Annotated in this window: 28 protein-coding genes; 4 read left to right on the top strand and 24 right to left on the bottom strand. The window is 51.8% G+C overall.

Going from position 1 to position 26,449, the window contains the following annotated elements; all coding sequences use genetic code 11:
- Window positions 1-260: 260 nt before the first annotated feature.
- From BJP58_RS28910 to spoVAC, 15 genes are all read right to left on the bottom strand, one after another.
- Complete coding sequence (locus BJP58_RS28910; protein ID WP_194541609.1) at window positions 261-1,031, bottom strand: class I SAM-dependent DNA methyltransferase; 771 nt, start codon at window positions 1,029-1,031, stop codon at window positions 261-263.
- A 42-nt stretch (window positions 1,032-1,073) separates the two neighbouring features.
- Window positions 1,074-1,976 (bottom strand): CvfB family protein, encoded by a 903-nt coding sequence (locus tag BJP58_RS28905; protein ID WP_194541608.1) that lies wholly within the window; start codon window positions 1,974-1,976, stop codon window positions 1,074-1,076.
- Entirely contained in the window at window positions 1,973-2,320 is a 348-nt protein-coding gene (gene rsfS, locus BJP58_RS28900) for a ribosome silencing factor (protein WP_071222884.1), read from the bottom strand. Before rsfS ends, BJP58_RS28905 begins: the two co-directional genes overlap by 4 nt.
- Window positions 2,317-2,895, bottom strand: coding sequence for a bis(5'-nucleosyl)-tetraphosphatase (symmetrical) YqeK (gene yqeK / locus BJP58_RS28895; protein WP_194541607.1), 579 nt, complete (start codon window positions 2,893-2,895; stop codon window positions 2,317-2,319). Before yqeK ends, rsfS begins: the two co-directional genes overlap by 4 nt.
- The gene (locus BJP58_RS28890; protein ID WP_071222882.1) at window positions 2,879-3,469 is read right to left on the bottom strand and encodes a nicotinate-nucleotide adenylyltransferase; all 591 of its coding nucleotides are present in this window, start codon (window positions 3,467-3,469) and stop codon (window positions 2,879-2,881) included. The genes yqeK and BJP58_RS28890 overlap by 17 nt, the downstream gene beginning before the upstream one ends.
- A 66-nt stretch (window positions 3,470-3,535) precedes the next feature.
- Window positions 3,536-3,826 carry a ribosome assembly RNA-binding protein YhbY gene (yhbY, locus tag BJP58_RS28885; RefSeq protein ID WP_194541606.1) on the bottom strand — a complete coding sequence of 97 codons (291 nt, stop codon included), beginning with the start codon at window positions 3,824-3,826 and terminating at the stop codon, window positions 3,536-3,538.
- 432 nt (window positions 3,827-4,258) lie between these two features.
- Window positions 4,259-5,125 carry a shikimate dehydrogenase gene (locus BJP58_RS28880; protein ID WP_194541605.1) on the bottom strand — a complete coding sequence of 289 codons (867 nt, stop codon included), beginning with the start codon at window positions 5,123-5,125 and terminating at the stop codon, window positions 4,259-4,261.
- A 54-nt stretch (window positions 5,126-5,179) separates the two neighbouring features.
- A complete protein-coding gene (gene yqeH / locus BJP58_RS28875; protein ID WP_194541604.1) occupies window positions 5,180-6,307 on the bottom strand; it encodes a ribosome biogenesis GTPase YqeH in 1,128 nt (375 codons plus the stop codon).
- The gene (locus BJP58_RS28870) at window positions 6,304-6,834 is read right to left on the bottom strand and encodes a YqeG family HAD IIIA-type phosphatase (protein WP_009592142.1); all 531 of its coding nucleotides are present in this window, start codon (window positions 6,832-6,834) and stop codon (window positions 6,304-6,306) included. The genes yqeH and BJP58_RS28870 overlap by 4 nt, the downstream gene beginning before the upstream one ends.
- A 237-nt stretch (window positions 6,835-7,071) precedes the next feature.
- Window positions 7,072-9,309 carry a DUF4129 domain-containing transglutaminase family protein gene (locus BJP58_RS28865; RefSeq protein ID WP_194541603.1) on the bottom strand — a complete coding sequence of 746 codons (2,238 nt, stop codon included), beginning with the start codon at window positions 9,307-9,309 and terminating at the stop codon, window positions 7,072-7,074.
- Window positions 9,306-10,553, bottom strand: a complete 1,248-nt coding sequence (locus BJP58_RS28860) for a DUF58 domain-containing protein (protein WP_194541602.1) — start codon at window positions 10,551-10,553, stop codon at window positions 9,306-9,308. The genes BJP58_RS28865 and BJP58_RS28860 overlap by 4 nt, the downstream gene beginning before the upstream one ends.
- A 2-nt stretch (window positions 10,554-10,555) precedes the next feature.
- Entirely contained in the window at window positions 10,556-11,512 is a 957-nt protein-coding gene (locus tag BJP58_RS28855; RefSeq protein WP_194541601.1) for an AAA family ATPase, read from the bottom strand.
- 172 nt (window positions 11,513-11,684) lie between these two features.
- Window positions 11,685-12,035: a stage V sporulation protein AE gene (gene spoVAE, locus BJP58_RS28850; protein WP_015734153.1), complete on the bottom strand. Its 351-nt coding sequence runs from the start codon at window positions 12,033-12,035 to the stop codon at window positions 11,685-11,687.
- Window positions 12,036-12,039: 4 nt separating this feature from the next.
- On the bottom strand, window positions 12,040-13,053 hold the full coding sequence (gene spoVAD, locus BJP58_RS28845; RefSeq protein WP_071222875.1) for a stage V sporulation protein AD: 1,014 nt from the start codon (window positions 13,051-13,053) through the stop codon (window positions 12,040-12,042).
- 6 nt (window positions 13,054-13,059) lie between these two features.
- On the bottom strand, window positions 13,060-13,548 hold the full coding sequence (spoVAC, locus tag BJP58_RS28840; protein ID WP_071222874.1) for a stage V sporulation protein AC: 489 nt from the start codon (window positions 13,546-13,548) through the stop codon (window positions 13,060-13,062).
- 550 nt (window positions 13,549-14,098) lie between these two features.
- Here spoVAC and BJP58_RS28835 point away from each other — a divergent pair.
- On the top strand, window positions 14,099-15,172 hold the full coding sequence (locus tag BJP58_RS28835; protein WP_194541600.1) for a M42 family metallopeptidase: 1,074 nt from the start codon (window positions 14,099-14,101) through the stop codon (window positions 15,170-15,172).
- Window positions 15,173-15,244: 72 nt separating this feature from the next.
- Here the strand turns inward: BJP58_RS28835 and BJP58_RS28830 are convergent, their stop codons facing one another.
- The 7 genes from BJP58_RS28830 to BJP58_RS28800 form a co-directional block, all read right to left on the bottom strand.
- Window positions 15,245-16,648, bottom strand: coding sequence for an MFS transporter (locus BJP58_RS28830; protein WP_194541599.1), 1,404 nt, complete (start codon window positions 16,646-16,648; stop codon window positions 15,245-15,247).
- 100 nt (window positions 16,649-16,748) lie between these two features.
- On the bottom strand, window positions 16,749-17,411 hold the full coding sequence (locus BJP58_RS28825) for a cysteine hydrolase family protein (protein ID WP_194545103.1): 663 nt from the start codon (window positions 17,409-17,411) through the stop codon (window positions 16,749-16,751).
- Window positions 17,412-17,462: 51 nt separating this feature from the next.
- Window positions 17,463-18,506, bottom strand: a complete 1,044-nt coding sequence (locus BJP58_RS28820; protein WP_194541598.1) for an ABC transporter substrate-binding protein — start codon at window positions 18,504-18,506, stop codon at window positions 17,463-17,465.
- Window positions 18,507-18,550: 44 nt separating this feature from the next.
- A complete protein-coding gene (locus BJP58_RS28815) occupies window positions 18,551-19,432 on the bottom strand; it encodes an ABC transporter permease (protein ID WP_194541597.1) in 882 nt (293 codons plus the stop codon).
- Between the two features lie 28 nt (window positions 19,433-19,460).
- Complete coding sequence (locus tag BJP58_RS28810; protein WP_194541596.1) at window positions 19,461-20,240, bottom strand: ABC transporter ATP-binding protein; 780 nt, start codon at window positions 20,238-20,240, stop codon at window positions 19,461-19,463.
- 151 nt (window positions 20,241-20,391) lie between these two features.
- Complete coding sequence (locus BJP58_RS28805; protein ID WP_194541595.1) at window positions 20,392-20,766, bottom strand: Na-translocating system protein MpsC family protein; 375 nt, start codon at window positions 20,764-20,766, stop codon at window positions 20,392-20,394.
- Window positions 20,767-21,045: 279 nt separating this feature from the next.
- Window positions 21,046-22,011, bottom strand: a complete 966-nt coding sequence (locus tag BJP58_RS28800) for an acetylxylan esterase (RefSeq protein ID WP_194541594.1) — start codon at window positions 22,009-22,011, stop codon at window positions 21,046-21,048.
- Window positions 22,012-22,312: 301 nt separating this feature from the next.
- Between BJP58_RS28800 and BJP58_RS28795 the strand changes: the two genes are divergently transcribed.
- The 3 genes from BJP58_RS28795 to BJP58_RS28785 all read left to right on the top strand — a co-directional run bounded on the left by BJP58_RS28795 (window position 22,313) and on the right by BJP58_RS28785 (window position 24,056).
- A complete protein-coding gene (locus tag BJP58_RS28795; RefSeq protein WP_194545102.1) occupies window positions 22,313-23,149 on the top strand; it encodes a sugar phosphate isomerase/epimerase family protein in 837 nt (278 codons plus the stop codon).
- A 91-nt stretch (window positions 23,150-23,240) separates the two neighbouring features.
- Complete coding sequence (locus tag BJP58_RS28790) at window positions 23,241-23,516, top strand: hypothetical protein (RefSeq protein ID WP_194541593.1); 276 nt, start codon at window positions 23,241-23,243, stop codon at window positions 23,514-23,516.
- Window positions 23,517-23,852: 336 nt separating this feature from the next.
- A complete protein-coding gene (locus BJP58_RS28785; RefSeq protein WP_233354796.1) occupies window positions 23,853-24,056 on the top strand; it encodes a hypothetical protein in 204 nt (67 codons plus the stop codon).
- 6 nt (window positions 24,057-24,062) lie between these two features.
- Here the strand turns inward: BJP58_RS28785 and tatA are convergent, their stop codons facing one another.
- Together tatA and BJP58_RS28775 are read right to left on the bottom strand one after the other, a co-directional pair.
- Complete coding sequence (gene tatA, locus BJP58_RS28780) at window positions 24,063-24,293, bottom strand: twin-arginine translocase TatA/TatE family subunit (protein ID WP_194541592.1); 231 nt, start codon at window positions 24,291-24,293, stop codon at window positions 24,063-24,065.
- A gap of 27 nt (window positions 24,294-24,320) precedes the next feature.
- Window positions 24,321-26,435, bottom strand: coding sequence for a glycosyl hydrolase family 28-related protein (locus BJP58_RS28775; protein WP_194541591.1), 2,115 nt, complete (start codon window positions 26,433-26,435; stop codon window positions 24,321-24,323).
- Window positions 26,436-26,449: the final 14 nt, after the last annotated feature.

Here is a 26,449-nt window from a genome sequence, read left to right as displayed (position 1 = left end):
AAATACGGTCATACAGAGCGTACCGGATGCCTGGAATCCTCCCTTGAGATAGCGCTCTCATTTCTGTTCATCTTATCTATTCCTCATCGTAGCACAGTCCCCGAAGCAAACCCATATCCCTTCTAACGAACCTTAACCACAGTCAAATAAACCAGAAAAGAAGTGTCTTTGAATATAATGAATCCATGCTCGACGATAAAAAAGCACTTTCTCTCGTCGCTACCGACAAAAGAAAGTGCTTCTCGTAAAAGGATATTCGTTTATTTTACGGCAACGTAGAACAGCCGGGATGCATCCTGACCCGCTTCCACCCACTCAAAATCGGCATAACATTTCACATCCCGGAATCCGGCCTTAACCAGCTCGACCTTCATCCATTCGGGGTCATATCCCCGCTGCACATGCGTTTCCTCAAAGCGGCGGTAGACCGTGGGATCCTGGTCATCCCGTGCAAAGATGGAAAGATGATGCTCGATCTCCATCCGGCGTTCATCCATGTCGCATGTCCAAATGTAGGACACTTCCCTTTCGTCCAGCACAAATGGCTGATCTGCGTCATATCGTAAGAGCGTGTTCGGGTGATGCACATCAAACAGGAACGTGCCGCCTTCCTTGAGGCCGTTGTAGGTCCTTGTAAAAGCGGAACGGATGTCCTTTTCCTCCAGCAGGTAGTTCACACAATCACAAAATGAAATGACGGAATCCACCTGCTCGGGCAGCTCCCACGAACGCATGTCCTGTTGGACCCAGCGGACGCTGCCTTCCCGGAACAATCGATGCCCCTGGGGTGTACCCTCCAGCTTGCGTCTGGCAACCGAGAGCATATCTGCCGACAGATCGATTCCCGTTACCTCGAAACCGGAGTTTACGAGCGGAATGGTGATGCTGCCTGTCCCGCATCCGAGCTCAACGACGCTTTTTGGCATTCCGTGCTTATCCCAGGCCATTCTCGCAAAGCGAATCCAGTCCGGGTACGGCATGTCTTCCATGAGTTGATCATATACGTAAGCAAACTTGCGGTAAGACAACATGATGACACCACTTTCCTTAGAAGCTTCCCCTACCTTGCCGGGTTATTCGTTTGAACCGGAGTTCTCCTCTTTATTGACCATATACGTCCAGCTGTCCTTTTGGGTAACCAAACCGTCCTTCATCAGCTTGCCAAGCGCGCGTTTAAAGGCGGATTTGCTAATGCCGAACCGCTGCTTGATGATGTCGGGGGGCGTTTCATCCGAATACGGCATCGCATGGCCCGGTCGCTCCTTCAGAAAAGCGAGCAGTCGGTCTGCATCATCCGTCCGGCCAATCTCTTTTTGCGGTACCATCGACAGGTTAGCCCTGCCATCTTCCCGGATATGGCTTACCCGAACCTTCACCTCTTCGCCAAGCCGCAGCATACGCGTCCGTTCGGAGGAGTGGATCATGCCAATGGCGCCGAAACCGATCACACCGCCATCGATAATAACAAACGTGCCCATCTGGAGCGGTTTGTACACCAGGGCAGTGAACCACTGGCCCTTCCACGATTCAGGCGCATGAAACGCAAGCGGAGCAAGCTCTTGTTCTCCGGCGAGTTTCGCGCGGAGCCGTCCTTGCTTATCATGCTCCATGATGACAAATACATGATCTCCCACTTGCGGATGAAGCTCCCGCATCTCCGGCAATTCCCGGATCGGAAGCAGAAGCTGCCTGCCAAGCCCCATCTCGAGGAAACATCCCAAGCGCGGATGAACATCCGCCACCTCAAGCTTAGCGGTTTCACCTAACGTAAGGTAAGGTTTCTTCATCGTTGCGGCCAGGCGGTCTTCCGTATCGAAGAATATAAAGACCTCGACCGTATCCCCCGGCTCGATTTTACCCGTGAGCTCCGAATAGTGAAGAAGCACATCCCGATCTCCGCCATCCAGGAAATAACCGTAAGGGGACACTTCTCTGGAAACGACGAGTTTCGTTAATGTGCCGGCAATCAGACTCATACGTTCTCCACCACTTTAGCATCGGACCACAATCGCTCGATGTTGTAATATTCCCGCTCATCGCGATGGAAGATATGAACGATCACGTCTCCGAGGTCCATCAGCACCCAGCGGGCTGCATCCATTCCCTCCAGTCCGCGCAAAGCTACTCCCGCATCATGAGCCTGTTTACGGATTTCAGTTGCGATCGCCTGCACCTGAGTATCCGAGTTACCGTGGCAAATGACAAAATAGTCTGCGATCAGGGAAATTCCTCTAAGATCCAGGACCACGATATCCATCGCTTTTTTATCTTCAGCGGCAGTCACTGCCACATTTAACAATTCATTCGGTTTCAACGTCATGAATTCGCCTCCAATTGCTTAATTAGATCGTTGCGGGCTAGTACCGTCAACGGAAAAATGATTTGTCTGCGCGAAAGCAGATGTCCAATCGTCGAATCAAAACCGGCTGCAAGCGCCTCTTCAAGGCTATGGTTGGCCAGTTCGCGAATATTATTCACGCCGGGGAAATCCCGTCCCGGTTCCATATAATCCGCAAGGCAGACCACCTTATCAAGCAGTGTCATGCCGACGCGCCCCGACGTATGGTAACGGATGGCGTTAAGCACATCGGTATCCGTTACGCCATATTCGTGCTCTGCTACGAACGCGCCTACCTCAGCATGCCAAAGCTGCTTGTCGTAACGGAGCAGCTCTTCGGATAGCGCATGCTCCACCATCATTTGTTGAAGCTTTTGCACGGGCCAATATTTGGCCACGTCATGCAGGATGGCGGCTAATTCTGCCTTGACCGGGTCGGCTCCGAACCGATTGGCAAGGATGACCGCGGTTTCCATTACGCCTTTTGTATGCTCCCAGCGCTTGGCCGGCATCTGTGAGGATACCGCTTGAATGAGTTCATCACGGCTGTACTCCATAAATACCGCTCCTAACAATATAATCGTATACACGGTCCGGCACCATATAACGGATGGACAAGCCTGATGCGGCTCTGCTCCGAATCATGGTGGACGATATTTCAATCAGCGGCATCTCCGCTGTCACTACCACCTTTTGCAGGAAATCAGGCAGATCATCCACCGATAGCTTGGTTCCGGGACGGTTAAGCCCAATAAAAGTGAGCATTTCCGCCAGCTCCCCGATCCGATTCCACTTGGGAAGATACGCTACCATATCCGCCCCGATAATGAACGAGAAGTCATGCTCGGGATACGTGTCCCTCAGCTCTCTGACCGTGTCTACCGTATAGGATACGCCGCCGCGTTTCACTTCCCAATCCAATGTACGAAAAGATGGATGGTCGGCTACAGCCTCAGCGGTCATCTCCAGCCTCATCAGGCCGGTTACGCCGGCATCTTCCTTGTGCGGGGGAATGTGGCTGGGCATAAACCATACCTCTTCCAGACCGTAAGCGTCCCGAGCTGATTCGGCTGCGAGCATATGCCCGATATGAATGGGATCGAAGGTTCCGCCCATTATCCCTATCTTCATCCGGGTTCACCTCCCCTAATAAGAGAGTCATTCTATATTCATTAAGCTAATTCCATCAAGGCTCCCTTACGGCAGCTCGATGGTTTTGTGGTCTTTTGATTCTTTATAAAGCACGATCGTCTTGCCGATAACCTGTACCAGCTCGGCCCCGGCACCTTCAGCAAGCTCCTCGGCGATTTCGCGGGGATCTTCGAAACAGTTGTTGAGCACGGATATTTTCATGAGCTCCCGCTTCTCAATGGCCTCGGAAATATGCCGGATCAGATGCTCATTGCTTCCTCCCTTGCCTACCTGGAACAGCGGATCCAGATGATGCGCAAGCGAACGTAAATGTCGTTTTTGCTTTCCTGTTAACATGCTTGGTCATTACTCCTTAAATATTCAATTATTATAGTGCGTGTTCAAAAAGGTCGATTTTCAGCACCGAAGCTTATGCTTCCGATGTGCGTTTTTTCAAAACGCTTCAGTTGGATGAAGCTAGGGACGTCAGGAGCGGAGCGTACGTAGTTTGTACGTGAGCACCGGAAGGCCCGGCTGAATTCAAGATTCGATGCCGAGTGGCTTCTTGATTCACTTCGTGTTAGATATAGGATTTATAAGTTATCAACGGAGTTGATGAAATTCTATATCGCAAGAAAACCTACTTCTGAATCGCGGTCGCTCAGCCTTGAATTTGCCTCGATTGGTTTTCTTATCAAAATCGGACTTTTTGAACAACCTCTTAAAGCCTGCAGCTTGTCGAAAGCTATATTGTAGCTTCTGCATAAGCATTAATCAATAAACACAAGATTAAACCTCGGATTGGAAGCTGGTCAGAACCGCATCCTTCATCGCCTGTACGGGCGCCCTCAGACCTGTCCAATACTCAAATGCATACGCCCCCTGGTTGATGAACATCCCGAGACCGCCATGCACCGTGCATTGCCGCAGCTCGCTTTGCCGCAACAGCTCGGTCTTCAACGGATTATAGATCAGATCGCTGACAACGATCCCTTCCGGTATATACTCCGCTGGAACAGGAAGTTCGGAAACCCGGGGAAACATGCCCACCGAGGTTGTGTTGATCAAGACATCGGCATCTGACAATGCCTCTGTGGCATGATCCTCACCGTATCCCCTCAAGTCAGCAAGCGAGCTCCACTCCTCGGCCAATGCCAGCGCTTTGTCGGATGTCCGATTCACAATGGAAATCTTCTCAGGCTCTTCCCCGGTAAGGGCGTAGATGATTCCCCTGGCCGCTCCGCCGGCGCCGTAAACAACGATGCGTTTCCCTTTAAGGTTCGGACAGGCTTCATCCTTTAATGAACGAACATATCCGATGCCATCCGTATTATAACCCGTCAATTTGCCATTGTCGTTGACGATGGTATTCACGGCACCGATGCGCCGCGCCCCTTCATCGACGACATCCAGATACTCCATAACCTCCACCTTGTGCGGGATCGTTACATTCACTCCGCGGAATCCCAGGGCTTTGACAGCCTGGATAGCGTCACGAAGCCCCTCCGGACGTATATGAAGGGGCACATAGGCCCCTGACAATCCCAGGGCGGTAATCGCCGCATCATGCATGGCCGGTGATTTGGAGTGACCGATAGGGTCCCCCATTACGCCAAGGAGCAAATAATCACGCTCGATCGTTGGATTCACTTTCATTTCTCCCCTATCTCTCCCATGATAAAGCGGGCTTTACCAAAACGATTTTATCTCTTATATCAAAGATGGACGCGACAGAACTTTGATTCCTTTAGGTACATGAACCGCCACAAGCGCGCCCTGTTCACCATTGATCTTGATCCAGCCGAGCCCCGAGATAAACACGTCTTGGCGGGTTCCCTTAGGAATACGGATTTCATGTCTTGTCCATTCCGGCAGTTCTTCAAGCCGTTCCTTGGTCGGCGGTGAAAGAAGCTCTCCGGCATGTTCGGCAAATAACGAATCCGCCCGCTCCAGCTTGGTCCGATGAATCCCTAATCTGCCGCTGATAAAGCAAGTAAAGGATTGGTGCTCGCCTTGCAGAAAATCAAAGCGGCCAAAACCTCCGAAGAACAGAGTCTGCCCTTCGTTCAACTGGTATACCATCGGCTTCAGCGGATTCTCCGGCATGACCGTCCCCAGATCCTCACGGCTCACAAGCTCGCTGTAGCGCCATGGGTATACGATGCCCGGCGTATCTATAATATACCGGCCGTCATCCAGCGGAATATTGACCATATCCAGCGTCGTTCCAGGATAACGGGAAACGGTCAGCTCCTGATCCAAATCGCTGTAGTCGCGGATCAGACGATTGATCAAGCTGGATTTACCCACATTCGTGGCGCCAACCACGTAGACGTCCCGGTCTCCTCGATAATGCGCAACCGTCTCCAGCAGCCGCTCAAAGCCTTGATTCTTCTTCGCGCTGCAGAGCACGATGTCTTCCGTTCTCAGTCCATGCTCCTTGCACTGCTTCTGTACCCAATTGAGTACCTTGTTCCAATTGGTGACCTTCGGCAGAAGATCGGTCTTGTTAACGGCCAGAATAACCGGATTGTTGCCGACAAACCGCTGCAGCCCCGAAATCAGGCTCCCTTCAAAATCAAAGAGGTCCACGATATGAATGACAAGCGCATTCTTGCCGCCAATCTGTCCCAGCAGCCGTAAAAATTCATCCTGGTCTACGGCAACCGAGGAGGCTTCATTATAATTCTTGATCCGGAAACAGCGCTGGCAAATAACCGGGTCGCGGTCCCAGGCCTTCTCCGGCAAATAGCCCGGCTTGTCCTGTACTTCACTCTGAAGCGGTATGCCGCAGCCGCTGCACTTCTTGATGTCTTCTCCGCCAGTAGGCAACGTCATGATTTCGGTTCCTCCTCCATCCATAATCCTTTCTTGCGCAAACGGGTCAATGCGATCCGCTCCACCCGGCGATTGACCAGGCGCGTAAACCATCCCTCATCGTTGATGGCGATAGGCATAACCAGCACCGTATACAGGCCCAGCCGATTCCCGCCATAAACGTCGGTCAGCATCTGGTCGCCGACCACAACCGTTTTCTCCGGCGTGAGCTCCATCATTTTCATCGCTTTGCGGAACGGGGTATTACTTGGTTTACGGGCTTCATGCACATACTGGATATCCAGCGGCGTCGCAAATTTAGACACGCGTTCAAGCTGGTTATTCGAGACGATGATGAGCTGGAAACCGATCTCCTTTACCCTTTTGAACCAAACGACCAGTTCCGGTGTCGCAAGCGGCGCCTTGGCCCCTACAAGGGTATTGTCCAAATCCGTAATGATTCCGCGATACCCCTGCTCATATAATTCCTCAAGGTTAATATCAAAAACCGTATTCACACGGAGCTTTGGGATTAACATTTCAAACAAGTTCGTCACCTCAATTTCATACGAAAAACTATACCATATTCCGGTTCCTTAGTAAAAATAATCACGAGCCTTTTTCTTCCCGTATACCGCGTCGCTGCCTTTACCGGCAAAAGACCACCCGGCGGCTGTTTGGAAGCGGACCGGGCGGTCTTGAAATCATCGATATCAGAACGTTTCATACCGAGTTATCCTGATACACGCAAGAACAACCACCATCACGCGGTCTGTCTTCTTGGATTAGGTAGATAGACGTTTCTCGGATACAATGCGAACCTTCTTAATAGACTTCTTCAGCTTCAGGGCATCCTGTTGGACGGAGCGCCATTGCTCTTCCTTCACTTCAGCCGGGCTGTACCTGGCAGCTTCAAATTGCTGCAGCAGCGGTCTCAGCTCCGCTCCCAGCTCAGGGTGTGCACTTACCCAGCGGCCTACCGATTCACGAAGGGTTTCATGTTCCTGCCTTACCAAGCCTCTGCGCTGTACGGAACGTATCCATCGTTCGGTTTCGGCAATGACTTTATCCGCGGCCGTCAGCGGCTTGCCTGCCCGAATACGCGCTCCGGCAAAACGCAGGCTGATGCGCATTCGCCATACGATGTACAGAATCCATAATACGATAACAACCACCGCGGCCGTTACAACAACTTTAACCCAGCCGGGCTGCTCATGATCGGAGGTAGCGGCTGGCGCAGCCTTGTCCTCTGCCTCTTCTTCTTCAACTTCTTCCTCAATGACAGGCTCAGCGTCTGTGTCAGCCGTCAGAATCGGCATGCTAAAGCCCGGTGTTGCTTCAATCGGTACCCAGCCGTATTCGCCGAAGTACACTTCAACCCAGGAATGAGCGTCGGCATTCGTAACGGTATAGTTTCCGGGCTCAATCGAGGTTTGACCCTCGAGAGGAACGTACTCCGATGCCGTCATTCTTCCCGGCGCGTAACCTTTGACCCAGCGTGCAGGAATATCCAGCGACCGTGTCATCATCACCAGGGAGGTCGAGAAATAATCGCAATACCCTTCCTGGATTTCAAACAGAAACGCATCCACAAAATCATCGCTCTTCTTGCGTGTAAGATCCGGCGTATTGGTATAGGTGAAATTGCTCGTTAAATATTGTTGCAAGAGCATGACCTTCTCATACGGCGTATCTCCGCCCGCGGCAATTTCTTCGGCCAGATCGGACACCCGGTCAGGGAAGTTTCTCGGCATCTGGATATACGCATCGTCAATCGAGCCGGAATAAAGTTCATCATAAGTTCTGGTGCTCAGCTCATCGATGGGAATCACCGGCACTTCCGACGTTAAGGTATAACTCTTCGGGTAGTCCGCATTACGAGCGTCGTCCAGATGCATCTCCGCGCCTTCGGTCACCCAGCTAAGCCGATCCGAATCGATATCCTCATCCAGGCTCTCCAGCTGACGAACGGAGTAGGCGCCGAACAATACCGGATACACCGTATCACTCAGCATCGTTACCGATTGCTCCAATGTTTTGGTAGGTACGGATCCGCTGGCTTCCCCCGGCAATTCCTCCCCGATGTCCACGCCCGTGCCGGAACGCCGGCTGCTGGCTCCGTCCGCCCAACCCGTTCCCGAGTATACGGCTCTGGTTTCCCCTCGCCAATAGCTGCGTTCATCCGAGGTAATCGACATCACCGGTGAATAGTCAAAGTTAAAACCGCCGCCAAGGTCGTTGTCCTCCCGTCCATATCCGGACATGCTTTCAGACGGTGACTCGATAAGGGTTCCGGTACCGGTTGTACTGCCGCCGGATAACGGCACCCCGTTCCACTCCCGCCACGCCGTGTAAGGATCGGTTAACGTGGGCTTCACGTGCGGCATATTCACACCGGCTACAATGATCAAAGAGAAGATGACCAGGATGTTGGCAACAATCTTGAACGGATACTTCGATAAATTGACCCATCCCTGCGGAAAGCGTCTGCGGAACCGGTTAAAATGGCTGGATACGAGCCAGCCCATACCCGCTCCGACAACCCAAGCGATTTCATCCCACAGCACGATTTTCGTAAAGGAATCCAGCACGGCAAAACCGATGACGTTGATCCCGACTACAAAAAGCACGCGCCCCTTGGTTTTGGCCCACCGCGCAAGGAACAGAAAAGCGGTCCAAGCGGCGATAGCAAACCACAAATACGGAAAAAGATACATGAGTTCCTCGGTCAGATCGCCTTCAGCGCCAAGGACAGGAACCGGATTACCGTGAGTTTTCAGCAAACTGTATACACAATACAAGATCAAAATAAACTGGATAAGCACCCGGTAACCTTGCTTGATCGGAAGCAGCGCTTCGGTAACCGCCGTAATGGTTAATGCTGCAATAACGATGGCTGTCGTTTCCGAGAGCCATATCGTCTCGGTAAAGGATACCCACTGCATCCCGATGATCCAGATCCATAGCATCGTTAAAGTACTGAAGAAGGTAGTAGATAGTTTGTCCAGCCACAACTTCATCATGCACCACCTCCCAGCGCAGCCGGCAGCTCGTCAAGGGAAGAAACCGAATAGCTGGAAATCCCCCGGGATTGCAGAAGCGAAATGGAATCATCGCGTTTTTTCGTTTCATTGGAATTGGTTATTTGCAAGAAACATGGGTTCATTCCCCGGGTTTCAACCCAGCGCATGATCTCTGAAGCGTCCTTGCCGCTCATCGGGCTGATCAGCAGGAACAGGGCCCCTTTTGGAAAATGGCGATAGGATTTCTCCAGGGAAGCAATCAATTTGGTTTTACGGTCATAATCCACGTCAACCAAATGCTGAATCATGCGCATCCGCTCTCCAGCGTGATCGGCGGGAGCGAACATCTGAGCTTCTCGGGTAGCCGTGAACAAGCCTGTACCCGCATGCTCCTTGGCACCATATTCGATCAGCGACGCAGCTGCCGATACGGCCAGCTCGAACTGCTGGGCATGAGCATATCCGTCCGCGGAACAGTCCAGCACAATCATCGTTCTGGGAAAGGATTCATGCTCAAATTCCTTCGACTTCCACGAGCCGGTCTTCGCCGTTGCATTCCAGTGTATCCGGGAGATCCGATCGCCGTACACATAATCGCGGACTCCGTTGATCTGTGTGGTTTCCCGTCTGGAAGCCGAAATTGTGGTATGTGTACCGCCCAATCTCGAATTCCGTATGTTTCGCTGCCATTTGGGAATATATATGGTTCTCGGCAGAACGCGGAAATCGGTCTGAACCTCAATGCGTCCCTTGTGCTCCATTAATCCGAATATATCCTCGCTAATGCATTCTGTCTTTGAGAAAGCGTACCGCCCTCGTTCAAGCGGAGGGGTCTGAAATACAAGCTTGCCCGCACCGCGAAGGTTCGGAATGACGCTATCTTCAAAAGACCAGGAGTCGCCGTTATGCCTTTGCAATACTTCACGAACGATCATATAGGGCATCGGCAGCAAACCAGGAACATGGACCTCCAGCTTCACGCGGACCTGTTCACCGGCATGAAGCTGTTCACCCCCATGCTCCGCTCCTCCCAGCACCCTTCGCTGGGCTTTCACACGATTGACTCCGCCAAAGCCAGCACCGATCAAATAGATCGTCAGAAGGCTGACCATGGAGAATAGCATGAGCGAGGTTTTGCCCCCCTGAAATAATACGTACAAAAGACATAGGCACCATACCGCCAATACCGCTGCGAGTCTAGACGGCTGCATGCCATTCAAAAATAACGATACCGCGCGGCGCATGCCTATCTCCCCATCTGAACAGGCACTTTGACCTGACGCAGTATAAACTCAAGCACCGATTCGGGACTCGCATTGTCGAGCCTGGCTTCCGGACGCAGCATGATCCGGTGCGAAAGCACGTATGGTGCCAGCGTCTTCACATCATCTGGCAGAACGTAATCCCTCTCTTGCAAGAAGGCATAGGCTTTAACGGCATTCATGAATGACAGCGTTGCACGGGGACTTGCGCCCAGCATAACGGAAGGGTGCTCGCGCGTCGACCGGGTAATATTCAGCAAGTAATCGGCGACCGGGTCACCGATGAATACCTCGCGAATCTCGCCTTGAATAGCCGAAATGGTATCCATATGTGTCACCGGCTGAATCTTATCCGCCAGTTGTCCGTCGCGTGAACGGTACATCAGCTGCTTCTCCGTAGCAGCATCAGGGTAACCCAGGCTCAGCTTCAGCATAAACCGGTCCAGCTGCGCTTCAGGGAGCATATAGGTGCCTTCAAAATCGATCGGGTTCTGGGTCGCGCATAGCATGAAGGGATGCGGAAGTTCGTGAGTAGCCCCATCCACCGTTACGCTGCGCTCCTCCATGACCTCAAGCAGGGCCGATTGCGTCTTGGTTGTCGCCCGGTTGATTTCATCCGCCAGCAATATGTTGGTCATGACCGGACCAGGTCGGAAGTAAAACATTTCATCTCGAGGATGGAACACGGACACGCCCGTTATATCGCTGGGGAGAATATCCGGGTTACACTGAATGCGGCGATAGTCTCCCTGCATGGATTTCGCTAATGCTTTGATCAGTTGGGTCTTTCCTGTGCCAGGCACATCCTCGATCAGTACATGTCCGCCAGCGAGCAGCGCCGTAAGGAGTAATTGGATCTCAAATTCTTTGCCTAACAGGCACGACTCCAGATTGGTTCGCACCGAGGTAATGATTTTCATGGATTCTTGGCTTACGGGCATGTATGACTAACCTCCTGTAAGGGAATAAATACTTATTTTAGTACTATTGTACATGATCGAGGTCCCGGAGTACATTCGATGAGATATTTTGGGTATTCACCTTTTTATCGCCGCTCTAAACAGAAAAAGACCCGGCATCATGCCAGGGTCTTTTTCTTCTTGATGATGATGGTTATCCCTTCGGACGAACAAACAGAGCGGCCAGGAAGGAGAAAATGATCGCTGAGGATATCCCTGCACTGGTGACTTCGAATATCCCCGTCACGACCCCGATCCAGCCGTCCCTCCCCAGTTCCGTCAATGCGCCATGCACAAGCGAATTACCAAAGCTGGTGATCGGCACGGAGGCTCCCGCTCCCGCGAATTTGACAAGCGGCTCATATAATCCGAACCCGTCGGCGATGGCTCCGGCGACTACTAACGTACTCATCGTATGTGCCGGCGTTAGTTTAATAACGTCCATCATAATTTGCCCAATGACGCAAATCAGACCGCCAATAATAAATGCCCATAGAAACTGCATTGTGTTATCCTCCCATCTCTAAGGCTACAGCGTGAGCGATGCACGGTATGCTCTCACCCTGCTGGTAAGAAAGAGGCGACAGCAAAGCCCCGGTAGCAACGACCAGCACCTTTTTCAATTCGCCTTTTCGCATCCGTTTTAAAATATGGCCATAAGTAACAACAGCCGAGCAGCCACAGCCGCTGCCCCCTGCATTGACGTATTTTTGTGTCTCCAGGTCGTAAATCATTAACCCGCAGTCTGCAAACACCGTACCGTCCATGATGACATCGTTTTGTTGCAAAAGATCCTTCGCGATTGGAAGCCCCACGGAGGCCAGGTCACCGGTCACGATCAGATCATAATCCTTCGCTTGCCGGCCTGTGTCTTTGAAGTGCTTTGTTATCGTATCGGCTGCCGCCGGAGCCATCGCCGCACCCATATTGAACGGATCCTTGATGCCCAGATCCACCACCTTGCCGATGGTGGCATACGTGACAGCAGGGCCGTCTCCCTTGTCCGAAATGACGGAGCAGCCTGCTCCCGTTATTGTATATTGCGCATACGGCGGCTTCTGCGATCCGTACTCCGTCGGATAACGAAACTGCTTCTCAACCGTACAGTTGTGGCTTGCCGTACCGGCCATGACATACTTGGCCCCTCCTGAATCCACGAGCATGGAGGCCACCGCGAGGCTCTCCATGGATGTAGAGCAAGCACCGAATACGCCGATGTAAGGCACACCCAACTGTCTTGCAGCAAACGAACTGCTGATGATCTGGTTCATCAAGTCCCCGCCTACAAAAAACTGCAGCTCGTCTTCCTTGATGCCCGCCTTCTCAACCGCTTTTCTCGAGGCATCCTCCAGCAGTTTCCGTTCCGCCTTTTCCCATGTTTTTTCGTTAATCTCAATATTGTCGTAGATATAGTCGAAATCATCGGCGAGTGGCCCTTCGCCTTCCTCAGGTCCCACAATCGTCCCCGTGCCGATAATGACGGGTTTGTTCTCGAACTGCCAGGTTTGGCCGATCACCTTCATCTCTCGTTACCTCCCCTCAATGCCAAAAATAGCGTAAATGATACCGATAATAAACGCAGCCACGGTACCAAATACAATGACAGATCCCGCCAGCTTAAACATGCTGGCCCCGACCCCAAGAACCAAACCCTCCGCGCGGTGCTCGAGCGCAGCGGAGCACATGGAATTCGCAAACCCCGTGACCGGCACGGCGCTGCCTGCTCCCGCCCATTGCGCGATTTTGTCATACACGCCGAAGGAGGTCAGAATGACGGAGAGTATAATCAGCACGGCAACTGTCGGGTTGCTCGCTTCGGTGGTGCTCATATCGAATACGGTCATAAAAAACTGCTGAATGCATTGGCCGATCACACAGATGAGACCTCCAATCAAAAAAGCGCGCAGACAATTTTTAAGTACGGCGCGAGGAGGTTCATGCTTTTTGGCAATCGCCTGATATTCTGCCGAGCTCATTGTGGTGATATCAGACTTAGGCTTTTGGTTAGAGCCTGACATTTCAATACACCTCCGCTTTTATTTAAGTATGGAATCCTTTAAAAACGCTAAAGAGCCATTATGGATATCACTCGATATCATTATGCTTTGAATGAACTCCCTTTATGTTTGGAAAATCATCCTTCTCAATTGGCAACCACAGCTTGTCCTAACATAAAAGTCGCCCCGCACGAAAATCAGCCTCCAGGAATCCCTGAAAGCTGAAGTAAGACTCGCCTGCCATTGTTGCTGGAGCCGGTCATTATATAAGAATGTATTTCAGCAAAATGACGAGGAGGATGAACAGGACCATAATGAGCAGAAGTTCTCTGACTTCGGCATGATAGACGTTTATCCCATGGTGCTTCATACTCTGCCCCTTCCCTCGGACGACAAAAATTCCACTTCGTTTCTATATCGTATTCCTATCCCGGGTGCAGGGTGCTTGTTTCATTTATTTTAAAATGACGTGCTCCTATGCGGCACGGGTTTTGTAGACTTTTCAGATGTATAGGGGCATACTAGAAAAGAAAACACTCTTACATACCTTTTCTAAAGGAGCGATTTCGTAATGAATGAATCAACACTGGAATTATTTCGTACTTTGACTGAATTCCCGGCTGCACCGGGCTTTGAGAGGGAGCTTCGTTCCTGGTTGAAGAATGCCCTTTCGCCATATACAGATGAGTTCGTGCAGGATCGGCTGGGTAGTCTGTTCGCCGTTCTTCGCGGTAACGATGAAGGTCCAAAAGTCATGGTGGCCGGTCACATGGATGAAGTCGGGTTCATGGTAACCGGCATAACCGAAGCGGGGATGGTCCGTTTCCAGCCGCTTGGCGGTTGGTGGAGCCAAGCCGTGCTTGCTCAGCGCCTGCAAATCATCACCGACAACGGTCCTGTCGTCGGAGTTGTAGGCTCCATCCCGACGCACCTGCTGGATGAAGCGCAGCGCAGCAAGCCGGTCGACATCAAGACCATGTATATCGATATCGGCGCCGATAACAAGGCGGAAGCAGAGTCGTTCGGCATTCGTCCCGGATTGCAAGTGGTTCCGATCTGTGAATTCACGCCGCTCGCTAATCCGAAAAAAATCATGGCCAAAGCGTGGGATAACCGTTATGGCGTTGGCCTCGCGATCGAGCTTGTACAGGCGCTCCATGGCGAGAAGCTGCCTAACACCGTTTACGCCGGCGCAACCGTCCAAGAAGAGCTCGGACTGCGCGGAGCACGTACTTCAGCCAATCTGATTCAGCCGGATATTTTCTTCGGACTGGATGCCAGCGCGGCGAACGACATGATGGGTGACAAGAGCCAGTTCGGCCAATTGGGTCAAGGCGCACTGCTTCGCATCTTCGATCCGACCATGCTGACTCACCGCGGCATGGTGGAGTACGTTCAAGATACGGCGGAGACCAACAAAATCAAATACCAATACTTCGTCTCGCCGGGCGGCACGGACGCAGGCCAAGTGCATCTTAGCGGCATCGGCGTTCCGTCCACCATCATCGGCATATGCTCCCGCTATATTCATACATCTTCGTCCATCATCCACACGGACGACTACGAAGCTGCTAAAGAACTTCTGATCAAGCTCGTGAAAGGTTTGGATCGTACGACACTTCAGACGATTCTGGACCGCGCGTAAGCTAAATGAAAAAAGGGTATCCTGCAGGTCTGGAATAGACCTCGGGATACCCTTTTTCTCTTTTCCCTTCCTCTAAGAAGATAGCGTCTCCTTATGCCTGCCAAAGCGAAACGATATGAGCATCGTTACATAAACGATGACAACCAGCGCCGTATTCAGTACGAATATCATCCGAAATCCGGTAAGCCCCCCTGCCCCTTGGGCTGGAAGCGCCAGCATGGCACCTCCCGCCGCCGTACCAAACATCATCCCCAGATTTCGCGACAGTGCCAAAATGCTGCTGATCAGGCCGAGGTCCGTTTTGGATGTCCTGCCCATCACCAGAGAATTGTTCGGCGGCGTAATGATGCCCATGGAACCGCCGAGCAGGACGATAAGCACAATCAGAAAGAAGATCGGATATACCGGCGATACAAAACCGAGCACGGTTAACGCTGCTGTCATGAGCAGCAGCCCGGCTGACAATAACGGGAATGTCCCCAGCTTGTCCGACAGGCTCCCGCTCAGAGGCGAGAATATGATCAGCGACAACGGATATCCCATCATGATCAGCCCTGCCGTAGCGGGTTCAACGCCAAGCTCGCTCAACAAAAACACGGGCAGCACAAGCTGAGCCGAGAAAGCCGCCATGTAGGTAATGATGGTGATGATGATTCCCACGCTAACGCCTGCATCCCGAAACAGGTCCAGCTTCATAAACGGGAGTTTCCCTTCCCCTGCTCGTTTCCACCGCGACGAAAGACACCACCCGATGAATGCGACAGCTCCCGCACCGAACACGATGAACAGCACCGAAACCTGCCATGAACCCCAGCCCCACTGAGCCCCCAAATTCACGGCCGTAACCAGTCCGGTTAGCGATATCGCAAAAAAGGCAGCCCCCGGCACATCCAATCGGCTTACGACTTTTTCAGGTTCGTCCTTCGGAATGAAGCGCTGGGCGAACAACCATGCAATCAAAGATATGGCCGTCAGCAGCCAGAAATTGCTCCGCCACGAAAACCACTGAATCAGTATTCCCCCAAGGCTCGGTCCGACCATCGAGCCTGCGGCAACAAACGTGCTGATGAGCCCAAGCGCTTTGCCGCGCTGCTCCTTAGGAAATACGGAGACGATCAGCGCCATATTGGTGGCCTGATACATGGCCGCTCCTACGCCTTGCAAAATTCGAGAAGATATCAGTCCGTTTAATGAAGGTGACAAGGCGCAGCAGAGCGCCCCTGCCATAAACACAAAATAGCCGATATTGTGTATTTTCCGCCGGCCCAGCATATCCCCCAGCTTTCCCATGACAGGAAGCAATATGGAGATGACAAGCAAATAAGCGGTGACGATCCACTGGGCCGTAGGGATGGTGGAGTCGAACGTTCTGGCGATATCAACAAGCGCAATGTTGAACATGCCAGCCGACAGATTGGACAGAAATGCCCCTAAACAAATGGTATATTGGACGATCATCCTTGATCTGTTATTCATGCAGGACTCACCAGCTTTATTCATTAATTTCTGTGCCGCTCATAGAAAAAGCTCCCGCATGCGGAGAGCTTCCCAATGAGTTGAACCACGTTCTGACAAACTAGCCAACGGCAGGCTGAGCGGTCGATATCGATCGCAGCGGCTCCTCAGGCATTTGATCCATCCAAATATCGATAAGCTCCGCCACTTCACTAACTTTCCCGAAATAGCCTTCAATATTCTCAAGCGTCATGTCATGCGCCGCTGGAGAATACGATGCGCAAGCGTCCGCTGCAAGCACAATATGATAATCCAGCATAAAACCGTCCCTTGCCGTCGATTCCACGCACACATTGGTGCTGACTCCCGTCATGATCAGGGTCTCGATCTTCAGCGTCTTTAATACCGAATCCAGCCTAGTATTTACAAAAGCGCTGTATCGGTGTTTATTGACAATGATATCATCCTCCTTCGGCGATACCTCGTAAAATTCCGCGCCCCAGCTCCCTCTCCGGCATACGTTCGCCGATCGGCCCGAGGACCTGGTGGTCCAAGCGTCGGAATCCGTCGCTTTCTCATGAAGCGTCTGAATGAAAATGATGGGCACCTTCAGCTCCCTGGCCCTCTGAAGCAGCTTATGGAGCTGCGGCATCATCTCCGCTACCCCACTAACATCGCAGCCCGCTTGAGACAGCGCCCCCTCGGGATGACAATAATCATTTTGCACATCGACCACCATAACCGCCGTTTTGCTGCCAAGCATCAGCTGATTTAAAGATTTCATCATGACTCTCTCCCTTCCAGGTCGTGTATTTGTACATCATGCACCTTCCGATCACTTCTTGGAATTGTTTACAAACTGCATATCCACCAGCGCATCATAGGTATAGTCCCCTTTAAATATCCCCGTCTCGATCATGACATCCATATCGTGCTTCAACGCCTCTTCCGAAATCATCCCGTCCAAGCTCCAGAGATTGTCGGCATAGGCCCGGTCCAAGGCAGCTTGGATCGCATCATCGGACAACGTCGGGAATTCGGCTATCAGATTCTTCTTGGCTAGTTCCTTATCCGTTTGCACGACTGCAAGCGCTTCGATCATGGCATCCGTGAAACTTTGAACGGCTTCCGGGTCCTTCTCGATGGTTGACTTCTTCACGCTGAGAACCGAGTACGAGAAATCCCCCAGATCATGAAACTTGTAAAACGGCTCTTCCCATACATTCTTTGATATCCCGTCGCTAATCTGCGGCTCGGCTCCGTTCGCAATGTCAGCCGCGCCCTGTTGGACCATCGTCACCACCGTGGAGCCATCTGCCGGTTCGAGCAGCTGCACATCCTTCTCCGGATCGAGTCCGAGCTGAATCAGGAGATAGCGGGTTAGAAGGTTGGGCGTACCGCCGTGGCGACCGGCGTTAATCTTTTTCCCTTGTAAAAATGCCTTCAGGTCTTCGGGGGAATTGCTCGCAGGTGCGGTGCCTTTCTTGGCCATTAAATACACGTTCGCCCGGTTGACGACATTCACGACCGAAATGATCGGATCGGAATTATTGTTGTTAGCCAAGGCATTGGACTCCGTCCCGCCGATCACGCCCCAGGCATCCCCGCTGACCACGGCGGTTACGTGCGCTCCTCCGGCCGCTTGGATGACCTCAACGTCGAGCCCTCTTTTCTCAAAGAAGCCTTCCCGCTGCGCGACGTACAGCGGCAGATAGCCCGTGGAGTGAAGCGGCTCGGCGATCACGATTTTCTTCAGCTTCCCGTCACCGGAAGCGGACGCGGTGCTGTTATCGTTTTTTTCATTGCCGCAGGCTCCAAGCAGACCGGTGACCATGAGCAGTGCGAACAGCAGTGAACGTTTCTTCATTTTTTGGTTCATATGAATTCCCCTTTTAATAGAAATAATGAGTTCGGTTATTCTGTCTATTGTTTGGTCAATCCCTTGGATAACCACTTCTCCAGCACCACCACGCCCCAGTACATCACCATGGACAGCAGCGACAGGACGACGACACCTACCCACACGAGGTTGATATCCAGTATCGTTCCTGCATACATAATCATCCGGCCGACGCCCTGGCTTGAAGCGATGAACTCGCCCACGATGGCACCTGCCAGCGCAAGGGCAATATTAATCCGCAAGCTGCTGATGATCCAGGGCATAGACCATGGTACGACAACCTTGGTAAAAACCTGATACCGCTTGGCGCCCAGGGAATACATCAGCTTCTCCATATCCGGATCGACACTCTTCACGCCGCTGTATGCGGAAAGCGCCGAAACGACAACCGTCATAGAGAAAGCCAGCGCCACCTTGGAAAAAAATCCGATTCCCAGCAGAATGACGAGTACAGGTGCCAGTGCGAGCTTGGGCATCGCATTTAAAATGATCAGATACGGCTCGCTGATGCCGGCATACGATCTTGACCACCAGAACGACAGTCCGAGCAGTGCGCCGAGAAAGGTTCCGAACACAAAACCGAGAATCGTCGAGCCGGATGTATACGTAATGTCCCGGAGAAGGGTTCCTTCGGTCATCTGGGTCCAGGTCGTGCGAAGAATCGCGCTGGGGCTGCTCCAATAGTAGGAATCCAGCAGGCCGATCCGGGTGAACACCTCCCATACCAGAAAAACAAGAACAGCCACAGCGGCCCGCCCCCAAACGATTCGCCGGCTTCTGCGGCGCTCCAGCGCCTCTTCATCCAAGATGTACGGCACAACCTCCGGCCTTTTGGACGATCCCGCTGCAGGCTCCGCAGACGTCACGGCATGTACGATAAAAGCCTCTTTGCGTGCAGTTTCCATTCCAGTTCCCTCCTCATTTTTTTATTCCCTAAGAGATTTGTTCTTCATCTTGTCCAGCTGACAGTAAATCCATGAGATGATGCTTCAGCTCCATGAAGGCCGGAGACGTCATGTCTTCCGTTTTCCGGGGACGCTCCATCGTTACGGTAATTTTGGACTTGATCCGCCCGGGTCTGGACGAGAATACATAGATGTCATCTGATAAATAAATCGCTTCGTCAATGTCGTGGGTGACAAACAGCACCGTCTTGCCAAAATCCTCCCAGATCTGCAGCAGCCAGTTCTGCATGGTCAGCCGAGTCTGGGCATCCAATGCGCCGAAGGGCTCGTCCAGCAAAATGATGTCCCTGTCGTAGAGCAGCGTCCGCAGCAGCGCGGCACGCTGTTTCATCCCTCCTGAAAGCTCCTTCGGATAATGCTTGTCAAAGCCCTTCAGACCGTATTTATCCATCAGGGGCAGCGCCCTCTCCACGGCTTCCTTGTAGGGTACGCCCCGAACCTCCATACCCAGAATGATGTTGTCGAGGATAGTGCGCCAAGGCAGAAGCATGTCCTTTTGCAGCATATAGCCCACATAACCGGTTGTCCCGACGATATCCTTTCCGTCAGCCGTCACTTTGCCCGTGGAGGGCGGCATCAAACCGGCGATAATGTTAAACAAAGTTGACTTGCCGCAGCCGCTGGGACCGATAATGCTGACAAAACGCCCCTCCTCAATCGCCAGACTCGTCTCCCGCATGGCCGGGATCTCTTCCCCGTTTCGGCGAAACCATTTGCTGACACCCGAAATTTCAATTTTGTGAGTCATGGCCCTTCCTCCCTCTCCTTTGAGTTTCATATTTTTTTCAGAAACAACAGACATTTATTTTCAAAAGCGGATGTAACAAAAAATCGCCAGTCCAGCCCCAAGCCGCACACATGTATGTGCCTTGGTACTAAACTGACGATCGGCCCGCTCTCTACAAGAGTTCCGGCATGTCGTTCAGATATGCTTCGACCTCCTTCTCCAAGATTACGATGGTACCGGAAAACTCGGTCTCTGCATCATAGTCTTTAAGAATGGAGATGATTTTAAATTGAAACTGCTGTTCCAGGGAAGCTTTAATCTCCTGCTTGAACACCTGGAATAAAAGGTGGTCCAACTGCCGGGTAGAGAGGGGGTAATTCTCATCCAGCAGTTTGAGGACGGGGACTCTACTATTTCTCGATACAATGATGATTTTGTTGCCAACGAAATCGACTTTTTGCTGCTTTACACCCACGTTAAATATTTTCTTATTTATCGCGTTGTAAACCCTCAAAAGATCCTGTTTGAGTTCGCCTGCTGTCATCATGGTTCAACATCCCTTTGTGTAAATTAATATTACATTGACCGGGGTAGGTATAGGGTGTTTATCGAGTTTTTTCTGTCCTTGGGTATAATTATAGGTGAATTTGGGTAATTGTCAATACACCTACGTTAAAAAAGATAACAAATATTTGATTCGTGTTATTTTATATAACATTTATATACCATAGACTTAAATGTGATTCGTTTGCTTCTGTCCACTGACGCTATATATAGAGCAGTCCTGAGCAATCGTCATGCGCTGCCCCCTTCCTGTCTCCATGTTCTATCTCCCGTTAAAAATCCGTTCCAGGAACAAGACGCCCTCCCTCTTCTGGTACTCATTGACTTCATGGCCAGAGAACGGATAGTCTCTTATTTCTTTTGCCGCTTTCATTCGGTTGTATGCGGCATATATGGTTTCGGGCATGCAGACCGTATCCTTCCAACCGACGGATACCATGACCGGCACCTGGATTCGCGGCGCCAGATTCAGCATGTCGAAATACGAGAGATGCTCCAGGATTTGATTCAATTGCTCCGGGTAGCGCTTTATGTATTGGGCGATTTCGTTCAGCGAGCTAGCCGAATGCAGAATCCCGTAGTCCATCCTGCACATGTTGGGAATGTCCGCCACAATGGCCGCGACCTTCGGATTCAGAGCCCCTGCAAGCAGTGCCAGTCCGCCGCCCTGGCTGCCGCCAACCACGGCAATTTTTTTCGGATCCACTCCAGGCTGCTCCGATGCCGCATCCACTGCCCTCACAGCATCCATTACAACTGCCATGTAATAGGAGCGACGAATATCCATAAGCCCCTGCGTCACCCAGCCCTTAACCACGCCGCTGTCCAATGGAAGCAGATTCCCCGTCTCGCCGCCCTGCCCCCTTACGTCCACGGCAAACACCGCATAACCGAGCATCAGCCAATGGGCATATCGTTCCGGAAATCCACGGTCTCCGGTATAACCCGGGAAGGTTACGATACACCCTCGAGGCTTCTCGTCCGCAGAAGGATTAGCGGGAGTTATATACCAAGCATGGATGGGCGTATCATCATAACCATGATAAGTAACCTTAGATACTTCCATGTAAGGATATGGCGTCGTTTCCGGTTGACTAACCATGTGGAGCGGCTTATTGCCATACGACTTCAATACTTCCTCCCAAAACCGATTCAAAACCTGCTCGTCGATCGTGGGCTCCGGATACAAGTTACCAAGCTCGTTCTTACGCTGATCAATGGTATTCATTCTGAGTTTAAATCTCCTTTTCGCGAGTAAAGTGGAAGTTCATATGACATGGTTATTTCGGCAAAACATATGTAATCCCCTTCGAAGCGGTAGGAATTCATGCCGGTTTATTTAAAACCCTTCTCAACAATAACGAATCGGCAGTGGCTCCAATCGCTATCTTTCTCAAAAAATATTAAAAGTGATCATAGATTTATAAAGTGGAACATATCATAATAGAAACTATGAAACCAATGGGTTGATATAAACGAAGACCCGCCTCTAGCAACACGACATCTAATAGCGAATGGAGACGATGAATATGCTGCAAGGTTTAACAAGCGCAGGACTCGGAAAACTTGAAAGCGATTTACAGTTTATCGAACTCGCGGCCAAATACGATTTCCAATGCATCGATATCGATGCCAAAGGTCTTGTAGACCGCCTTGGCGTGGAGGCGGCAGCCGATATGTTGAAATCCCGGCAACTGGAGATCGGGGCCATCGGCCTTCCCGTAGAATGGAGAGGAACGGACGAGCAGTTCCTAAGCGGCCTCGAGAAACTCCCAGCAGCTGCGGCAGCCGCCAAGGCTCTCGGCTGCACACGGTGCTGTACATACATTCTTCCTTCCACCGATGCACCCGCTGCTCATTTCATGGCGCTGGCCACCACCAGACTGCGGGCATGTGCCAACATTTTGGGGGCATACGGAATTCGATTGGCCTTGGAGTTCGTAGGACCGCATCATCTGCGCACCCAATGGAAGAACCCGTTCATCTGGACGGTACAAGAAACTTTGGATTGGATTGATGCCATCGGGGAGCCGAATGTCGGGCTGCTTTATGATGCATATCACTGGTACACCAATGAGATGACGGTCGCGGATATCCGGCAGCTGCGCGCTGAACAAATCGTTCATGTCCATATTAACGATGCCAAGAACATACCCGTGGGAGATGTGCTTGATAACGACCGGCTTTATCCCGGTGAAGGCGTAATAAATCTGCCTGGGTTCCTTCAGGCTCTGAATTATATCGGCTATGCAGGCCCGGTGACACAAGAAATATTGACGCCTTCCACGCCGACCGGGACCCCTGAAGAATTGGTTGCTAAATCACGGCGAGCCTTCGATAGCGTATTCGGTGCTGCAGGACTGTAGTAGAGGATCCAGGCCACATAACGGAATGATTCCACCTGTACAGGGAAACACTGAAATGGTAGGTTAAGTACCTTTTCGGGAGGTTTCAGGTATGAACGGATTTGAGAAAGAGGAACGGGATAAATTTACGGATCTATCTACCGTGGAGTCCCAGCGAAACGATTTAACCGCGGAGGAATTCCCGGAGGGACCTTACGGATCCAGCCTGCGGACCGAAACGCTTGGTAAAAGCAGTCCGTGGAGAGCGGATCAAAGACCACCGAACTCCTTCGATTACGAAAACAGAGGTCTCCACAAAGAGATGAAGCGAGATTATCCTTCGGAAGACCAGATCTTACAAACCGAGTTGGACGAGGATAAAGCCTGACCCGCTCTTGTCGCTAAATCCCCCTCTTTGTCCTTTTAATAGGACAAGGAGGGGGATTTTTTGCCAAAAACAGCCGCTGCAAAAACGCATACCACCTCTTCAGCATACATAAAATGGCATGAGAAAACCTGATTCGACGTGCCTTGATTGAAGAGGTTCCGCCATGACGGCGGGTTTACTTCAGCATCAGGTTTCCACTCAACATATCGTTCACTCTTGGCCGTATGCCTAATTACCAATAAGGGAGGCGAGGTGGACACCTTGTAGGAGGGGATCTGAATACCTAGCCTGAAGCGTAAAGATGACTTTGTCGTTTATGTGGTAACATTGTCCAATATGAAACGCTACATCTCGATTGAATTCATTGGGGGGACATGCGGTTACATCATCGGTCAAAGGGGACTGCATTCCGACATCTTCGGTATGCTCGGCAGTATGGCGGCACCCATGGCTATCCGGGCCGTGCTCCAATGGCAGGCACCTAAACCGAAGCGAGCCTCTTCCCGGAAGAGGCTCGCACTTTTGTTCCTTCTACATTAACACGCTTTACAAGTTCTGCTGCAGCTTGCCATCTCCCCCTACGGCATCAGCGGCTGCCTTTGGATCAGCATCGGAACCAGCCGTCTCTTCTTCCAGCATTTCTTTGCTGCCTCTCCGGAACTCCTTGATCGTTGTTCCGAACGCCCTTGCCAACCGGGGCAGCTTGGACGGGCCGAACAACAACAGACCGATCAGTATCAATACAGCTAAACCTGTAAAACCGATATTCAACGGCATGAATCCAGTCTCCTTTAGCCTCTTTTTTCACACTAGCCCATAGGCCTGTTCATAGAATTTGCCCCTGACGGAAATGACAAGGCTTGCCGATCCGCCGCTTTCCTCGGGAAGCGCGGTAAGTAAACTCGCGGCTGGCCCGTCCCCACTCCGAAGCTCCAGTTTGAGGACATTGGAATAGTTTTTCATCCGGTAAGGAACATTCTGAGACGTGTAGGCGGCTGGCCGAATCCAAAGCGCGGTATCCGAGGTCCTGTTCAAGGCTACTGCGGCTTCCGCCTCCTGATAATCCGGGTGATTGTCGATGGCAGCAGCCGTAAACAAGGCATATTTGCTCTGGAATGCTTTCTCCCCCAAGAACATCCCTTTGGAGAAATCGTCGCTTCCCGTTCCGCCGGGAAGCGGAAGGGGCGTCCAGGACCGGTAATCCCATGAAGCCTCCTGAACAGCGTAGCGGAAGAGCGCCTCTACATCGAAGGAGCGTGCCGTCGAAGGCTGCATCGCTCCCGCCTTTGTCAGCCGATGTTCGATGGCTCCGTTATTATTTCGGAGCTCCACTTGAAAATGGTATTCCCTTAGATGGATATGCCCGAGCCTCCGCATTCCCGGAACGATCCATGCACCCTGGCAGTGCTCCATTTCCTGAAACTCCGTTTTTGAGCGATTGTATGGAAACTCACAGTTAATGAGCCGGGGGAGAACCGTGTATTGGCTTGCCCTTACCGGTCCGCTTTCCGCCCGGCAATTAATGAAAGTCGGCCTGATGACCCGATCCAGCACGATGGAGGCACTTTCCCTTGTCTGGATGGAGCAGTTCACGAATCTCGGATGGTTGATCCGGTAAGGAACACCACTTCCGATGAAGCCGTCAATTTTAATCGGTGTGCTGTCCGGTTCGATTCGACTCTCCCAGCCTGGGGCGAACCCGTTGGAATGATGATCCGTACCGGAAAAAAAGGAGTCTGACACAAGCAAATGCGATAATCCGAACTGTCCCTCGGTCCGGGCATCGTCAACGGGAGGGGTAAAGCCTGCGACATCCGGCGGATTGCCTTCGTCACCGCCCAGAACGGCGAGCCCGATTTTACCCTGAAACAAGCAATCTTTAATGGTGGCATATTCAATGGAGCCGTATTCCGCGGTTGTAGATAACCGCCCCGATGCATCCAGAAACACCCCCGCTTTCTGCCAGTAGCCGACAACAGAGACGCGATCCAGCTTCACATGAGTAGCATTATCAATCCACAGCCCAACATCGAACATGGCATGTTCATCCGTAAGCTGGGTCGTAATGTTCCCTAGTGCGTCGCGAATCTTGAAGTCGGACAGGATCTTAAGGTCGGACAGCTGGGTACCGTCAGCATCGGCATCCAGCTTCACCGCGCAGGTGAAATCCCGAAAATCGTCCCTGTTACTGGAATACGTCCGGGAACCGTTTCCCGTAAACATAAGGACGGTGCCGTTCTCCATATCCAGGATGCTATCCGGGACCTCATTGCGCCTTTGCCCAAAAGCATACCACGAGGAAGCACCGCTTCCGCGGACAAACGTATTACGGGGGATGATCAGCGTATCGGTCAATCGAAAAACCCCCGGCGGGAAAAACAAACTCTTTCCTCTGGCTGCTCCCAGAGCCGAACGAACCGCTTCCGTATCGTCGGACATTCCGTCGCCTACTGCACCAAACCATGCAGCGTTAACGCTCCCGTCATGCAGTCGCTTAAAGCGGGCTCCGGCAACGGATGCAACAATCGTTCCGGTATTATCGGGAGAAGTGTTATCTGCAGGATCATATATGAAATGCCCCTCCTGTCCCGGGTCCGTAACGAAATAAATCAAATCCTCTCTCGGCTCCTCCATACCCCGGAGTTCAGCCAAGGTAACGGCAATGATATAACTCATGTTCATTAACAATGGTGGTTTGTTTTTGTCATCGTCTCCATAAACGGCATCGGTTACAGCCGGAGCGCCTTGACCAAAAGCCGTTCTCGCCAATGGACCTTTCAGAAAATGCTCAGCTGCCAATGCCGCCCCCGCAAATCCGAGGGCGGACAGCATACTGCGCCTGCTCATTGGACGGTCCATCAGCGGCTGCTGCGTACGTTCACCTTGGACGTCATCACTTTCATGTCGAATGCTCATCATCGATCCCCCCATCA

This window comes from Paenibacillus sp. JZ16 (genome assembly GCF_015326965.1).
Lineage (GTDB): Bacteria > Bacillota > Bacilli > Paenibacillales > Paenibacillaceae > Paenibacillus_AQ.
The sequence above is the reverse complement of the archived record's forward strand: the minus strand, read 5'-3'. Positions and strand labels throughout refer to the sequence as shown.